The sequence below is a fragment of the Phormidium yuhuli AB48 genome (genome assembly GCF_023983615.1).
In the GTDB taxonomy this organism is placed as follows: Bacteria; Cyanobacteriota; Cyanobacteriia; order Cyanobacteriales; family Geitlerinemataceae; genus Sodalinema; species Sodalinema yuhuli.
On the sequence record NZ_CP098611.1, the window covers coordinates 455,036 to 469,699 of the forward strand.

Genomic DNA, 14,664 nt, shown 5'->3' on the forward strand with positions numbered 1-14,664 from the left:
AAAAGACGCACCTGGGTGCGTCTTTTCTTTGGAACGGAGAGGGAGGGATTCGAACCCTCGTTAGAGTTGCCCCTAAACAGCATTTCCAGTGCTGCGCCTTAAACCGCTCGGCCACCTCTCCTTAGAGACTGTATTGAGTTTTTCAGTCAAAGCTTTACTATCCTAACAGAAATTTCAGCGCTAGGGAAGGCCTCTGAGACGATTTTGCTAAAAATTTGCCAAATATAACCTCAAGTCCCCATGATTCCGTCGCTTTAGCCATCTGTGGTTATCATAAGCCTTTAGCGATGCGTTGTCCTGTCCCGCCACTTTGCCGTAAGCTCAGCATAGGAGGATGACCATGTCCCATCTGTTGTTGACCCGAGCTGAACCTATGACTCGTACCCACCACATTCTGATTCACGATCGCCAAACGGGCAAAGACTACACCGTCACAGTCCCGGAAGACCGCTATATTTTGCAATCGGCGGAAAATCAAGGGGCCGATTTACCCTTTTCTTGTCGTAACGGGGCTTGTACCACCTGTGCAGTGCGGGTGCTGTCTGGGGAACTCTACCAGCCTGAGGCCATGGGACTCTCTCCGGCCCTCCAGAAAAAAGGCTATGCTCTCCTCTGTGTGAGTTATCCTCGTTCGGATATTGAGGTAGAAACTCAGGATGAAGATGAAGTGTATGAACTTCAGTTCGGTCGTTATTTTGGCAAAGGGAAGGTTCGCATGGGCTTACCCCTTGATGAAGATTAGCCGGTTGAGGGGCTAGGGGATCTCCCCTGAGTTAAAGTACACTGGTATCACTTTTGTTTTTTGAAGTCCACGCTAAGGTAGAGGTTCGTGCATGGCATCCATTCGTGAGTTGCACCGAGAATTGATTAATAAAGAGCGATCTGCGGTTGAAATGACCCAGGAAACCCTCGCTCGCATTGAAGCGTTGGAACCGCAACTTCACAGCTTTCTCCATGTGACGGCTGAAGCGGCGATCGCCCAAGCGCGGCGAGTGGATGCCAAACTGGCGGCGGGGGAGTCCATTGGACTGTTAGAGGGGATTCCTATTGCCATTAAGGATAACCTCTGTATGCGTGGGGTTCCCACCACCTGTGGCTCGCGGATTTTAGAAAACTACATTCCCCCCTACAATGCCACGGTCATTGAGAAGTTGGAAGCGGCTGGGGCCGTCTTGGTGGGGAAGACGAACTTAGATGAGTTCGCTATGGGAAGTTCCACGGAGAACTCCGCCTATCAGTTGACGGCGAATCCTTGGGATACCGCTCGCGTTCCCGGGGGGTCCTCCGGGGGGTCGGCGGCGGCGGTGGCGGCTGAAGAGGCGGTGGTGTCCCTCGGCTCAGATACCGGGGGTTCGATTCGTCAGCCGGCCTCGTTTTGTGGGGTGGTGGGGATGAAACCCACCTATGGCTTAGTCTCTCGCTATGGCTTGGTGGCCTATGCCTCCTCGTTGGATCAGATTGGCCCCTTCGGCCGTACGGTGGAAGATGCAGCAACCCTCTTGGAGGCGATCGCGGGCTATGATCCCCGAGACTCCACCAGTCTCAAGGTGAAGATCCCCCATTACTCCCGAGCCGTGAAACCCAATCTCAAGCCGAAGGGACGCTTGCGGGTGGGGATTATTCAAGAAACCTTTGGCAAGGGCCTCGATCCGGAGGTGGAAACCGCTGTAAAGGCGGCGGTCGAAGTGTTGCAAGAGTTGGGAACGGAGATTTCTGTGATTTCCTGCCCCACCTTCGGTTATGGTCTTCCCACCTATTACATTATTGCGCCCTCGGAGGCTTCTGCGAATTTAGCTCGTTATGACGGGGTGAAGTATGGCTTACGGGCCGAGGAGGCCGATAATCTCCTGGAGATGTATGAAAAAACTCGGGCCCAAGGCTTTGGCCCGGAAGTGAAACGCCGCATTATGATTGGGACCTATGCCCTCTCGGCCGGCTACTATGATGCCTATTATCTCAAGGCCCAGAAGGTGCGGACGTTGATTTGTCAGGATTTCCAAAAGGCCTTTGCTCAGGCGGATGTCTTGATTACCCCCACTTCGCCGACGACGGCCTTTAAGGCTGGGGAGAAAACTGATGATCCCCTGAGTATGTATCTGTCAGACTTGATGACGATTCCAGTGAACTTAGCGGGATTACCGGCGTTGAGTCTCCCCTGTGGCTTTGACAGTCAAGGGTTGCCGATTGGGATGCAGATGATTGGCAATGTGCTTCAGGAGGAACGACTGCTAGAAATTGCCAATGCCTATGAACAGGCGACGCTGTGGCATACTCGCACCCCTAAATTGTCGGCTTAAAGGTCGTTATTTGGCGGCTGTACTGGCCCCGTTGGTGACGGTATCGGGAGATTGGATGGCAACGTCTCCCGGGGTTTCAGCACGGATGATTTCTAAGATGAGTTGAGCATCGCCGCTCATGGACTCTCGAAAGCGGCTGAGTTCGGCGTGGCTACTGGCGACTTTTTGTAGGAGTTTGCCGGTTTTGCGATCGCTGGCCAGTTCGAGTTCTTCCGGGGTGAGCGATCGCTCATTCTCCAAGACAGCTTGCACGAGGCTCAGGAGGGGACGTGCTTCCTGACAGGTTTGTTGATGAGTCACTTGGAGGTTCAGGAGTTGACAAAGTTCCTGGGCCCCCCGTTCGACGGGACGTAACGTCTGGGTATCAGTGGGTTCGGAGACGGCCATAATCGAGTCTTGATGTATTCCGTTAGCAAAGCGATTAGCGGGAAGTAAATCCTCTTCCCATAAGTGTCGCACGAGTTCGATCGCCCCTTGACGAGTTTTAGCGCTATCCCGTCGCCCAGACAGACGCACTAAGGTTCCCACCTGTCGTTCGGAAGGTTGTTCTAGGTCGTCGATAATCAGATAGGTTAGGGTTGGGGAAGACACGCAGGGCCAAGGGTCAGGTTCAATAAAGTTTACACTGCTCAATTCTTTTAGCAAAAAATACTGGGTTTGTCAAGTTTTTTTTAAATAAAATAGTAAATTTGGGATTGAAATTTACGTATATTTACGATGGGTTTGTGACAGTTGTGGAGCAAACAAATCCTGTCACATCAGGCTAGAAAATCGAGATAAACCGAATTATGATCGGGGAAGGTGCTGTTTCCCATTTTGGGAAATTCGGATGAGTTTCACAATCTCTATCATTAAACCAGACTCCAGAGATTATGTCGGCAAAATATCGGTATCATTGGGGTATGATGGGTTGGGCGAGCGCCATGGGGCTCCTAATGGCTCCAGCCGTGATGGCCCATGAGTTGGGCTGGGTCAGAGGAACAAGACAGGCAGAATCGCGGGGAGAGTGGATTCCTGAGGTTGTGCCTCAACAACTCTATTGTCAGGATGAACCTAGTGGCTTTGGACTACCAGGATTTAAACCCGGAACCCTCAAACCTCAAGTTGAGCGACTGATTGGGGCACCGGCGGCTGTACAGCGGGGCTATTGGGGTAATAGTACAGCCTTGGTGTATTATCTGATTCCTAATCAGGTGAGTCTGGGATTGTTGTTTGATGATAAGTCTGATGTGTTGCAGCAGACGGAAGCCTCATTTCACCACGGGTTAGAATTGCCCCTAGTGTTATCGACATTAGATAGTATGTTGGGATGTCAACTCAATGAGGCGATCGAGGGGGGCTTTTACCGCGTCTGGGAACGGCAAACCTCGGAGTACAGCTTCCAACTCTCGGCCATGGAGGGAGTTATCTTTTGGGAAAGTGACACCCACGTTTATATTGGAGTGTGGCAACAAGGCTTTCAATAGACTGCAAGAGACTTGAGTTATGGCATCGTTTCCCCTATCTGCTTCGACTCCCCGCCGCTACGCCATTGTCGGAACGGGCGCTATTGGCGGCTATTATGGTGCGAAACTGCAACGGGCCGGGGTGGAGGTGCATTTCCTGACGCGCAGTGATTATGAGGTGATTCGTCAGGAGGGGTTGACGGTGGAATCTCCTGAGGGCAATTTTCGCCTGGGGGAGGTTCGGGCTTATCGTGATGTGGCGGATATGCCCCCCTGTGATGTGGTGATTGTGGCTCTGAAAACCACTCAGAATCAGGTGTTGGGGGAGTTGTTACCGTCTCTGTTGAACTCCGATGGGGTGGTGTTGGTGTTGCAGAATGGCTTAGGGGTTGAAGATGAGGTGGCCCAGTGGGTGGGGGGCGATCGCGTTCTTGGGGGGTTGTGTTTTATTTGTTCCAATAAGCTGGGCCCGGGCCAGATTCGTCATTTGGATTATGGGGCGATCGCCCTGGGGGAGTATCGCCCGAATTATAAGCCTCAAGGGGTGACGCAGCGGATGCGGGCGATCGCCCATGATTTTGAGCGGGCCGAGATTCCCATGCAATTCCATGAGGATTTATTGCTCGCCCGCTGGAAAAAACTGGTTTGGAACATCCCCTTTAATGGCTTGTCGGTGGTGTTAGATGCCAAAACCGATCGCCTCATCACAGATTCTAACAGTCGTCAGGCGGTAGAATCGTTAATGGCTGAAGTCGTGGCGGGGGCGCGGGCCTGTGGACGGGAGATTCCGGGAGTCTTTGTTGAGGAAATGTTAACGACTACGGAAAAAATGCCCCCCTATTTAACCAGTATGAAACTGGATTTTGAGGCCAAACGTCCCCTAGAAATTGAGGCGATTCTGGGAACTCCCCTGCGTCGTGGAACCGCCGCTGGGGCCAGTTTGCCGCAAATGGCCTTGTTGTATCAGCAGTTAACGGTGTTAGACCGCTATAATCGGGCGTAATTCCTGGAACGTCTCTAAAGGGTAGTCAATGCAAGACATCGCCTACCCCTCCAGTAGAGGGGATTTTTCAACGATGTACCCTAGCGGGAGACTTTTGTAGCCAACTTCGACAGAGTTAAGCTTGTCCTGATCGAGTCATTTTGAGTCCTAAACGATATAAATCGGGGACTTTATATCGTTTAGGCTCGCCATCACTCCCTTCATAGACGGATAGTAACCCCACCTCACGAGCGAGTTTAACTTCATCGTCTAAGTCTTTGAGTTCTGAAACTTCCACCGGCGATCGCCCAATCTGGGTTAACCGTTCCGTCAAGGGTTGCAGTTCCCTAAATTCCTCATCAATTAACGCACTCAACGCCGCTTGTGACACTTTTGACAACGATTCACTTAAACCACGAGGACGAATCAAGGTTTTATGATTCGGTTCTTTAGACGGACGTTGAGACTCTTGGGTATATTCCCGTTTTTCCCAGTTTTTGGCTTCCTGAAATAACCGTAACAGAAAACGGGGACTCCGCTCATCATCTCCATCACTTAAACGATTCCAAACCCAATTTTGAGTAAATGCTGATTTCCCTCCCCGCATTCGTTCCCCCAGTAAAAGATTCCAAATTTGCTTGACTTGTTCCTCGGACCAATAGTCAATACTATCAAGTGATACCTTGAGTAGAGGAGGGGGATTCAGACTTGATGATTCTTCCTCAGTCATCTGACGAACCAAGTTCTGGAAACTTTCAGCTTGAATCGCCTGTTTAATGGCAATTTTAAAAAAGTCGGTTCGATTCGACCAATTTAGCACTGTTGAGCGTCCATAAAAATGGCTTTTGTTGTCAAATTTGAGTTGAAGCCAGATATCCTCTCGCAGAAGAATTTTAAATTTTAAATTTCTCAGAGCGTCTCCAAACTCAATCACCAGAGACAGTAACGCTTCAATGGCTTGAGTACGTCGTTTTCTTGCCTCAGGTTCATTGCCAAAACTGGTGTCTAAACCATCGAATAAAAGTAGGATGTTGCCAGAGAGTCTATCGTCAAGTTTTTGCAACCAGTCTTGAGCTAGTAATCCCAAACGTTCTCTGGACAGAAGAGTCGTTAACCTTTCGATAAAGTCTAATTCACTGGTTGGTCGTTGCAGGTCTTCTCCCAAGGAATTAGATACTCCTTCAATCTGGTCTGGAGATAGGCTAGATGCTGCCGCAACACAAACCTGAACTAGCCAAAAATCACGCCAAGTTTTGTTTCGCTGTTTCAACTCATTTTCAACTTCTTGAAACCCCTCGGGCGTTAAAATCCAAGACTTATCATTTTTAAGCGGAGTGGGAGACATAACAACCACTCTAGTTTGACGATTGTCTTCAGCAATTCGTCGGAATATTGCTGTTTTTCCACTTCCTTTGCGTCCCCGAATTAGGGGGATTTCAGGTCGCAACGCGCGATTGATACTCTCCGTCGGAACAAAGGTTTTTAAAAAATCATCTTGGTCTTCCGCCGTTCCACTTGAAAAGTTAAGTTCCTGAAGAATTTGTGGCTTAAGTTCAGGTAAGTTAACTTGGGGGGATAAGCCGGCCAACTTTTGCTCGCTTCGGGTGGGTAGAAAAACTTCAATCCATTGGGCGATCGCCTCATAGGGTTTCCAGAGATCGCGATCGCCCCCCACGATATCAGACGTTGCAATCACATCCTGATAGGTAATAAAATGAGTAATCTCCCGTTCATCAATCGCCGTACTCTCAGGGCGTTGTTCTGTGACCTGAGCCAGCCAATCGCTAATCCAACTGAGCGCGCGGTGTTGATACCGCTCAATCACTTCTGGGGCTTTACTAGCCGGAATGGGAGATACTAAAAAGCGAGGTTCTGGGGTTAACTCTTGATTGCGACGGGTTCGAGACGCCAGTAATCCCCGAACCAAGGCTTCAGTTCCAGTTTGAGTTTGCGGATGAGGAAAAAAGGTGATAATCGCCACATCGGCTAAATCAAACAGAAGCGGTCCATTTAAGGGGGTAATCCCCGTGCAGGCGTCAAAGAGAATAATCTCAGGTTTAAAGGATAAACTAGAACTGAGGCGAGATAAGAGATCTCGCAGAGGATTGGACTCTTCGCGATACCAAGCCGCTGGGTCAACAAAATTTAAGAGGCGAGCATAATTTGCATCGGGTTTTCCGGCGGGTAAACAGTAGAGTTCATCTAACTCCGATAGCCGTAAAATTTGCGATTGAAGATCGAGTTCTTCTCCACGATCTAACGCAACTAACGTAGGTAATACCCCTTGTCCGGGTTGAATTTCAGCTTCTCGTCCAAACAAAGCCGCTAAACCGGGGGCTTCTAAATCTAAATCCACACAAAGCACCGTACGACCCCGACGGGCTAAAATTTGGGCGGTATAGGCTAAGGCGGTGGAGCGGCCCACTCCACCTCGTAATGAGTAAAAAGTGGCGACGATGGGAGGTTCGAGGTCATCATCGAGATCTGAGGGAAAGCGAATCGTCTCCGGAAGATTTTGTCCCCGTGCGAGGGTTTCGGGCCAGAGGGGGAGGTCTTCTAAATCGCTGTCAAGGGGAAGTTTTCCCGCCCAGTCTCGTTCTTCGGGCGTGAGGAGATCGAGCCATTCAATTTCTAATTCCTCTAGTCCGTTGAGCGCAATTTGACGACGCTCGAAATTCGATTGTTCGGCAAAATCGGGAGAAATGACAACAATGCGCCAACCGGAAAAGGGATCGGGTTGAATCCGTAAATCGTTGAGTTCATAGTTAACAGAACTTAGATTATTTGCGATTTGAACCCGAATGCTATCTCTTGTCAGATTTGTCATGATTTAACCCTCATCCGATCACTCTCTCAATGGGAATCTCCCTCAACTTCAGCACATTGACCCAATTGATTTATCGTTTTCGGGAGCCGTGACGACGAATTTCGGTCCTAACAAGCCCACAAATGCGTTTTGCTCCTTGAATTAAAGCTTCTGTTTCTAAACCGGGTTCAGATGGGAGCTTGCTCTCGTAGCGTAAACTTGTGTCCCAAGTTTGGAGATAAAAGGTCTGTGTCCCTTTTGGATCCTGTAGATCTGATACCCGAAATCCGCAATCTGCCCAAAGTTGACGTAAATTATGTCCCCCTCGTCCACTTCTAAGAAATGACCGTCCCTGTTTATGTAATAAGGCTTTTAGGGTACATTCGATGGCATAATCAGCCAGATAGACACTAGCAATCGACTGTGGCCGTTCTTGCTGAAGTTTTAAAGCATCATCACGTCTCTCATCGGCGACTGTAAGCCATTCGTGATAGGTGTCGGGACTCATCAGAATCTCAAGGCTGTTTTAACTCTGGGAAACGTTGACTCCCCCAGGCTAAGGACATGATGACCCCTAGCCTTAGAGGAACTATCTCAGGAACTTAACTGATGCGTAGCAATTCCACATCAAAAATGAGGGTGGCGTTGGGAGGAATGACCCCACCAGCACCTCGTTCACCATAGCCGAGTTCCGGGGGAATGATGAGCTTCCAGCGATCGCCCACCTGCATCATTCCCACACCTTCATCCCAGCCGCGAATCACTTGGCCGACACCGATGCGGAAGCTAAAGGGACGATTCCGCTCACGGGAACTATCAAACACGGTTCCATCTTCTAGCATTCCCGTGTAATGAACCATCACCGTTTGGCCGGCTTGGGGTTGCGCACCGTCACCGGTTTCGAGTTTTTCATACTTCAAACCGGATTCCGTGGTGTAAATCCCATCCTCATCGGCGACGGCCTCGGAATTAGGGGCCTGAGCGAAGAGATTGGGATTATCTTCGCGGAGGGTTTCAGCCGCAGCTGAGGAATCTTCAGCGGGGAGTTCGTCGGCGATCGCCGTTTGATTTTGGGCGTTAATGAGGGTAAATAGAATCGCCACAGCACAGACGAGAACCAGACTTAAGCTAATTAAAATCGGTCGCAAGGTAAGTCCTCCTTTTTCTCTAAACACAATGTCCAATGAATTGACGTTAGGGGTTTGGACAAATCCCTAGGTTAGCTTACCGCCAATTTTTATTTTCCAGATCGCGAACTTGGCGTTCTAGGCGATCAAGTCGTCCCCGCAACTCATCCATCTCCGCTTGGCGGGGAACGCCTAAATCTTGCATGGCGTTGCGAAGTTGGCGATCGAGTTGTTTTTCCAGGTTGCCCTGTTCTGACTTAAACTGAGTCATGAAGTCGTCGATCATGGATTTGGCATCATCAGAATCGATTTTGCCTTCTTTCACCCAGCGATCGCTGACTTCTTTGATTTTCTCGGCCACCAGGGATGTAGTCCCCACGCCGATCATGAGCAGTTGGGTCAGTAGATTGTTGTTATCCATCGAAATTTTAAGTGCAAAGGACGGATGAGCTTGAACCGATTGTCGGTGACGTTTCCCGATCCTAGCGCGTTTACTCCTCTTGGCGGAGGCCTTCGGGAACTGTAACCCCCGACACCCCAGCTATAGCCCGTAAATTCTGACAGCGAACTAACTCAGTAAAGGACAATCCGGGTCGTCCTTCCAACTCACTGACGGCTTTAATGGCGCTGACCAGGGCTTTGGCAGCTTCTACTTCATCATAGCCGCGACGTTGAGCCACGGCGATCGCCCCTTCGTCGGCCGCCAGTTCCGAGGCGGTGGCTTGGTTCTGTCGCCAAATCTGGTTGAGGGCGATGGCCGTCAAACTTCCCGCCGCGACTATCCCCACTGCATCCCCTTGGCTCACTTGAACCGCTGTGGCCACAATCCCGGCTAAGCCAAGGCCTTGATAGACATCCAACTTAAACCAGCGAATCTCTAACTGCCAACAGACAGTCCGTAACAGGAGCAAATCTCGCTGAGGTTGGCTCAACTCTTGCCAAAAGTCAAAGTTAATCAGAATCAGGCGATCGCGCTTCCAGGGAACGGGAAACGGCGTATCAATGACCTTAGACAAACTGGGTTGACTGACAATTTTCGCGAACATACGCCCGGAGGCGGGCATTAAATCGAGGAGGCGATGAGTCTCGATGGCTGGATTCATGGGGAGTTGGGAGGATGGGGAACGACAATCAGGAACGACCCAGATTGCAGGGTCACCGCTAGCTTGCCACAATGGGGGATGAATTCTCTGTTTAGCTTATTCTCCCCTATGGATGCCTTTGCGCCAATTGCTCCAGACTGGACAAAATCGGCGGTTCACGCCTTTGACTTCCGCTGTCCTCAATGTGGGGCCAGCAGTCGTACAGCTAATAAAGTTTGGTTGAACCGGCGATCGCCCGTCTACAACCCTGACTATACCCGGAAATGGCAAGAGTTCTATCACTGTTCCTGCGGTTGTGTGTGGTGGGCCTGGAGTAGCGATCGCCCCTCGGAACCGGAAGCGGCGGAGTTTATTACCGATGTTACCCTCCCCGAGTCTCCCCACCCTGAAAACGGCGATGAGCCTTAACTCACCGCCGTTTGAGGTGTCATATCATGTCAGGATATGCAAGCACTGCTGGCCGAGTCTCGCAGATGTTACTGGGTGGAGACCAATTCGGGGAAGCGCAGTTCCACATTGTCCTTGGAAATAATGACTTGTCCATCATCATCCAGGTCAATGATGGCGCGATCGCCATCTTGGATTTCACCCGAGAGCATCTTCTCGGCCAGGACATCTTCGAGGAGGCGCATAATCGCCCGACGCAAGGGCCGCGCACCGTAGGCGGGGTCATAGCCTTCATCAGCGAGACGGTTCTTGAAGGCGTCGGTGGCTTGCAGACGAATGTCTTTTTCCACCAGGCGATCGAAGACTCGTTTCAATTCGATGTCGGCAATTTGCTTGATTTCCTCGCGGTTGAGTTGGCTGAAGACGATGATGTCATCCAAGCGGTTGAGGAACTCGGGCCGGAAGTATTGTTTGAGTTCTTCATTCACCAGATTACGGATGCGGTTGTACTGAGCTTCCGTCTCATCCCCAGTGATTTCAAAGCCGAGGCCGCCGCCACCTTTCTCGATGACGCGGGAACCGATATTCGAGGTCATAATTAGCAGGGTGTTCTTGAAGTCCACCACGCGACCTTTGGAATCGGTTAAACGACCGTCTTCGAGGATTTGTAGCAGCAGGTTGAAGACATCGGGGTGAGCTTTCTCGATTTCATCGAAGAGAATCACCGAGTAAGGACGACGGCGTACCGCTTCCGTGAGTTGTCCGCCTTCGTCATAGCCGACAAATCCCGGAGGAGATCCAATCAGCTTAGATACCGTATGGCGTTCCATGAACTCGGACATATCCAAGCGAATCATGGACTCTTCTGAGCCAAAGAAGTAGGCCGCTAAGGCTTTGGTGAGTTCGGTTTTCCCTACCCCAGTCGGTCCCGAGAAGATGAAACTGGCGATGGGACGATGGGGATTTTTCAGGCCCACCCGAGCGCGACGCACGGCCCGAGACACGGCGCGCACGGCCTCTTCTTGACCGATCAGACGCTCGTGCAGGGTATCTTCGAGGTGCAACAGTTTTTCCGACTCGGTTTCTTCGAGTTTCGTCACCGGAACTCCTGTCCAGCTGGAGACAATCTCAGCGATGTTTTCTTCCGTCACCATCGGCGCACCTTGGGGGGTTTGTTGACGTTCGATGGAGAGTTGGTCAATTTTGGCCCGGGTTTCGAGTTCGCGATCGCGCAGTTGACTGGCTTTCTCGAAGTCCTGTTCGGTGACGGCGTTGTCTTTGTCTTTAATCACCTGGGCCAGTTCCCGTTTCAGTTCTCGGGAAGCGGGAGAGGCTTTGAAATGCTCGATATGTACCCGCGAACCGGCTTCATCGATGAGGTCGATGGCTTTGTCGGGAAGGAAGCGATCGTTAATGTAGCGATCGGACAGTTGCGCGGCGGCTTCTAGGGCTTCATCGGCGATGGTGAGCTGGTGATGTTGCTCATAGCGATCGCGCAAGCCAAAGAGAATTTCGATGGTTTCCTGCACCGTCGGCTCACCCACCATAATCGGCTGGAACCGCCGTTCTAGAGCTGCATCCCGCTCGATATGCTTGCGGAACTCATCCAGGGTGGTGGCCCCGATACATTGCAATTCACCCCGGGCCAGAGCGGGTTTAAGGATATTGGCCGCGTCCAGACCCCCTTCTAACGCACCGGCGCCTACTAAGGTATGGATTTCATCAATGACGAGAATCACATTGGCGTTGCTGCGCACTTCCTCAATGATATTTTTGAGTCGTTCCTCAAACTCACCCCGGAAGCGGGTCCCAGCGACCAGCATCCCCATATCAATGGCGATGACTTGCTTGTTTTCCAGGAGTTCCGGAACGGCATTGGTGGCGATACGTTGGGCTAGGCCCTCAGCGATGGCGGTTTTCCCAATCCCCGGCTCGCCCACGAGAATGGGGTTATTTTTGGTCCGACGACCGAGGATTTGCACCAGACGCTCCGTTTCGCGATCTCGTCCCACCACGGGGTCAAGTTTTCCGTCAACGGCTAACTGGGTTAAGTTCGTCCCAAACTCATCCAGGGTGGCCATTTTGGTACTTTTACTGGATGACTGTCCTCCCGGGGCCACACCGGCCACTTCCCCAAGTTGTTTCATCACTTGGGTGCGGATATCACCGAGATCCACCCCCAGGTTATGTAGAACTGTCGCGGCGACCCCTTCTTCATCCCGCGTCAGTCCTAAGAGGATATGTTCCGGGGCAATATAGTTATGCCCTAGTTGCCGAGCTTCTTCGACAGCATATTCAAACACCCGTTTGGCTTTGGGGGTGAAGGGGATTTCAGCGGAGGTAAAGCCGGAACCGCGGCCAATGAGTTGTTCGACTTCTCGGCGCGCCCCGTCACGGGTAACGCTAAACTTACTCAGGACATTGGCGGCGATACTGCTTCCCTCACCAACGAGACCTAGCAAAATCTGCTCAGTCCCCACCATGTTGTGTTTGAGTCGGCGGGCTTCTTCTTGAGCCAACATGACGACTCGGATGGCTTTGTCTGTAAAGTGTTCAAACATGAGCTTGTGTCTCAAATCGATGTATAAGGGGCAGGGGGAAGGACAACCGTATCTTTAGGGTAAAGGGTTTGGTAGGGGGATGCCGGTTTCTGGATGTTGGTTCAGGAGCTGAAACCCGATGGCAGCAATTATGAACTTTTGTATATCTCATTAATATAATCTATCTCCCAGAACAGATGGCGACAGTGAGGAGAGCCGAAGCAGGATAGGTAGGATAGCCGTCGTTTTGTGGCGGTTGGATAACGGGATTCAGGGCGGACATGGCAAGGGTTAAGATATCTTTAGCGTATTACAAAGTTGGCTGGGGATGCAAATGCTCGGGTCCAGTCTCTGGATTGGGATCTCGTGGGAGTGAGACCGGGTCAAAGTTCCCGAGGGGTGGGCAATGGGCGGGTTTGGGGACTGATATAGGGGGAGATTCCATGAGCATTTCCTGACCTGAGCGAGTCGAGCTATACTTTGGGCATTGATGGCTCTCGGCGATCGCCGGGAAAGGGCGGTATGAGTCGAACAGGAATGTCACGGTTGACGGTTGGGATGCTGCTGATTCTGGGGATGACCACTCCTGTCACTGCTGGCCGGGTTCAGGGTCAGGACTCCCGGTTAAGCCAGGGCCGGGGGAGTCCTGAGTTTGTGTTTCAGGAGGGATTGCAGTTACTCAACCAAAACCGTTTTCAGGAGGCTGAACAGGCCTTCCGGGAGGTGGTTCGCTTCGATGGGGTGGATCATGAGGCTTGGAATAATCTAGGCCGGGCGTTGCAGGGCCAGGGAGATTCGCAGGCGGCCATTGAGGCCTATGAGCGGGCCTTGGAATTACGCCCCCGCTATGCTGAGGTGTTTAATAATTTAGGGGTGGCCTATCGGGCTTTAGGACGGCTGGAGGAGGCGATGGCGGCCTATGAGCGGGCGATCGCCCTTCAGCCGGGGTTGGGGGCGGCTCACTACAACATGGGTTTGATTCTCTCCCGTCAAGGACAGTTACCTGAAGCGTTAAGCCGGTTTCAACAGGCGATCGCTGTCAGTCCCCGTTTTGTCCCAGCCCACTATGCCCTAGCCGAGACCCTCCTGCGGCTCAATCGCCCTGAGGAGGCGTTGGCTCCTCTGCAACGGACTCTTGACCTCGATCCTGAATTTGAGGCGGCCTATGGTGCTATTGGGGCGACGCTGATGCGTTTAGGACGGACTCGGGAGGCATTGGTTTTCCTGGAACAGGCTGTGGAGCGAACGGGGGATGATGCCCGTGTGAGTTATTATCGTGGCTTTGCTCGTCTGGAAACTGGCGATGCTGAGGGGGCTTTACCGTTATTGGAACAGGCGATCGCCCTTGATCCTGAGTTGGGGGATGCGTTTCGCAGTTTGGGAGAGGCGTATTTGGCCTTGGGCCAGGAACGGGACGCTTTGGAGATGCTTTTACGGGCGATCGAGTTATATCAGACCCAGTCCCCTGTTCCCTCTCGGGAGTTGGCCCGGGCATATTTTGCCGTGGGTAATGTTTATGCCACTCGGGACTTTAAGTTTCCTGAGGCGATTCAGGCGTTTCAGAATGCACTCAATGCCGATCCTAGTTTTGGCTTGGCCCATGCCCGTATGGGGGATTTGTTAGCCCAACGACAACAGTATGAACGGGCTAATCTCTCCTATCAAGCGGCCTTAGCCTTAGATCCCAATTCCGCAGAGATTTATAACGGTTTGGGTGAGTTGTTGTTTGCCATGGGCTATTTAGAGCGAGCGGTGGCCGCCTGGCGACGGGCGATCGCCATCGATCCCGGCTACGGAGAAGCCCTCAGCAACTTAGGAGATGCTCTCGGTCGTGGCCGCCGTGTACCTTAAGGACAAAACTTGATGAAGTTTCCTAAACATAATGCCTACTTTCTGTAAACTCCGGTTTGTCACTGTAGTTTTAGGAAATAAATCACTGAAGTAGGGGTGAAAAATTTTTCGCCCCTACGCAAAAAA

The 14,664-nt window shown here is 51.6% G+C and carries 13 protein-coding genes and 1 tRNA gene; 6 read left to right on the forward strand and 8 right to left on the reverse strand.

Annotated elements, in window-relative coordinates; genetic code table 11:
• Positions 1–34: 34 nt before the first annotated feature.
• Positions 35–121, reverse strand: a tRNA-Ser gene (locus tag NEA10_RS01845).
• Between the two features lie 252 nt (positions 122–373).
• Here NEA10_RS01845 and NEA10_RS01850 point away from each other — a divergent pair.
• Together NEA10_RS01850 and gatA are read left to right on the forward strand one after the other, a co-directional pair.
• A complete protein-coding gene (locus tag NEA10_RS01850) occupies positions 374–742 on the forward strand; it encodes a 2Fe-2S iron-sulfur cluster-binding protein (protein WP_252663515.1) in 369 nt (122 codons plus the stop codon).
• A gap of 91 nt (positions 743–833) precedes the next feature.
• Positions 834–2,297: an Asp-tRNA(Asn)/Glu-tRNA(Gln) amidotransferase subunit GatA gene (gene gatA, locus NEA10_RS01855; RefSeq protein ID WP_252663516.1), complete on the forward strand. Its 1,464-nt coding sequence runs from the start codon at positions 834–836 to the stop codon at positions 2,295–2,297.
• A gap of 6 nt (positions 2,298–2,303) precedes the next feature.
• Here gatA and NEA10_RS01860 read toward each other — a convergent pair whose 3' ends face one another.
• Complete coding sequence (locus tag NEA10_RS01860) at positions 2,304–2,888, reverse strand: hypothetical protein (RefSeq protein ID WP_252663517.1); 585 nt, start codon at positions 2,886–2,888, stop codon at positions 2,304–2,306.
• A gap of 344 nt (positions 2,889–3,232) precedes the next feature.
• Here NEA10_RS01860 and NEA10_RS01865 point away from each other — a divergent pair, with 344 nt between their 5' ends.
• Together NEA10_RS01865 and NEA10_RS01870 are read left to right on the forward strand one after the other, a co-directional pair.
• The gene (locus tag NEA10_RS01865; protein WP_252663518.1) at positions 3,233–3,763 is read left to right on the forward strand and encodes a hypothetical protein; all 531 of its coding nucleotides are present in this window, start codon (positions 3,233–3,235) and stop codon (positions 3,761–3,763) included.
• 19 nt (positions 3,764–3,782) lie between these two features.
• Positions 3,783–4,745, forward strand: coding sequence for a putative 2-dehydropantoate 2-reductase (locus NEA10_RS01870; protein ID WP_252663519.1), 963 nt, complete (start codon positions 3,783–3,785; stop codon positions 4,743–4,745).
• A 115-nt stretch (positions 4,746–4,860) separates the two neighbouring features.
• On the opposite strand, the gene NEA10_RS01875 is transcribed toward NEA10_RS01870, so the two are convergent.
• The 5 genes from NEA10_RS01875 to NEA10_RS01895 all read right to left on the reverse strand — a co-directional run bounded on the left by NEA10_RS01875 (position 4,861) and on the right by NEA10_RS01895 (position 9,760).
• Entirely contained in the window at positions 4,861–7,551 is a 2,691-nt protein-coding gene (locus tag NEA10_RS01875; protein ID WP_252663520.1) for a P-loop ATPase, Sll1717 family, read from the reverse strand.
• Positions 7,552–7,621: 70 nt separating this feature from the next.
• A complete protein-coding gene (locus NEA10_RS01880; RefSeq protein ID WP_252663521.1) occupies positions 7,622–8,038 on the reverse strand; it encodes a HEPN domain-containing protein in 417 nt (138 codons plus the stop codon).
• A gap of 94 nt (positions 8,039–8,132) precedes the next feature.
• Complete coding sequence (locus tag NEA10_RS01885; RefSeq protein WP_252663522.1) at positions 8,133–8,678, reverse strand: FKBP-type peptidyl-prolyl cis-trans isomerase; 546 nt, start codon at positions 8,676–8,678, stop codon at positions 8,133–8,135.
• 76 nt (positions 8,679–8,754) lie between these two features.
• On the reverse strand, positions 8,755–9,078 hold the full coding sequence (locus NEA10_RS01890; protein WP_087709709.1) for a phasin family protein: 324 nt from the start codon (positions 9,076–9,078) through the stop codon (positions 8,755–8,757).
• 70 nt (positions 9,079–9,148) lie between these two features.
• Positions 9,149–9,760 (reverse strand): DUF3318 domain-containing protein, encoded by a 612-nt coding sequence (locus NEA10_RS01895; RefSeq protein WP_252663523.1) that lies wholly within the window; start codon positions 9,758–9,760, stop codon positions 9,149–9,151.
• A 108-nt stretch (positions 9,761–9,868) separates the two neighbouring features.
• Here NEA10_RS01895 and NEA10_RS01900 point away from each other — a divergent pair, with 108 nt between their 5' ends.
• The gene (locus NEA10_RS01900) at positions 9,869–10,168 is read left to right on the forward strand and encodes a hypothetical protein (RefSeq protein ID WP_252663524.1); all 300 of its coding nucleotides are present in this window, start codon (positions 9,869–9,871) and stop codon (positions 10,166–10,168) included.
• Positions 10,169–10,236: 68 nt separating this feature from the next.
• Here NEA10_RS01900 and NEA10_RS01905 read toward each other — a convergent pair whose 3' ends face one another.
• On the reverse strand, positions 10,237–12,708 hold the full coding sequence (locus NEA10_RS01905) for an ATP-dependent Clp protease ATP-binding subunit (protein ID WP_252663525.1): 2,472 nt from the start codon (positions 12,706–12,708) through the stop codon (positions 10,237–10,239).
• Positions 12,709–13,224: 516 nt separating this feature from the next.
• Between NEA10_RS01905 and NEA10_RS01910 the strand changes: the two genes are divergently transcribed.
• Entirely contained in the window at positions 13,225–14,538 is a 1,314-nt protein-coding gene (locus NEA10_RS01910) for a tetratricopeptide repeat protein (protein WP_252663526.1), read from the forward strand.
• Positions 14,539–14,664 lie beyond the last annotated feature (126 nt).

Coding starts and splice junctions, on each gene's coding strand:
- NEA10_RS01875 (WP_252663520.1), bottom strand. CDS start 7,551: ATGACAAATCTGACAAGAGATAGCATTCGGGTTCAAATCGCAAATAAT.
- NEA10_RS01870 (WP_252663519.1), top strand. CDS start 3,783: ATGGCATCGTTTCCCCTATCTGCTTCGACTCCCCGCCGCTACGCCATT.
- NEA10_RS01905 (WP_252663525.1), bottom strand. CDS start 12,708: ATGTTTGAACACTTTACAGACAAAGCCATCCGAGTCGTCATGTTGGCT.
- NEA10_RS01895 (WP_252663523.1), bottom strand. CDS start 9,760: ATGAATCCAGCCATCGAGACTCATCGCCTCCTCGATTTAATGCCCGCC.
- NEA10_RS01880 (WP_252663521.1), bottom strand. CDS start 8,038: ATGAGTCCCGACACCTATCACGAATGGCTTACAGTCGCCGATGAGAGA.
- NEA10_RS01865 (WP_252663518.1), top strand. CDS start 3,233: ATGGCTCCAGCCGTGATGGCCCATGAGTTGGGCTGGGTCAGAGGAACA.
- NEA10_RS01910 (WP_252663526.1), top strand. CDS start 13,225: ATGTCACGGTTGACGGTTGGGATGCTGCTGATTCTGGGGATGACCACT.
- NEA10_RS01850 (WP_252663515.1), top strand. CDS start 374: ATGACTCGTACCCACCACATTCTGATTCACGATCGCCAAACGGGCAAA.
- NEA10_RS01900 (WP_252663524.1), top strand. CDS start 9,869: ATGGATGCCTTTGCGCCAATTGCTCCAGACTGGACAAAATCGGCGGTT.
- NEA10_RS01890 (WP_087709709.1), bottom strand. CDS start 9,078: ATGGATAACAACAATCTACTGACCCAACTGCTCATGATCGGCGTGGGG.
- gatA (WP_252663516.1), top strand. CDS start 834: ATGGCATCCATTCGTGAGTTGCACCGAGAATTGATTAATAAAGAGCGA.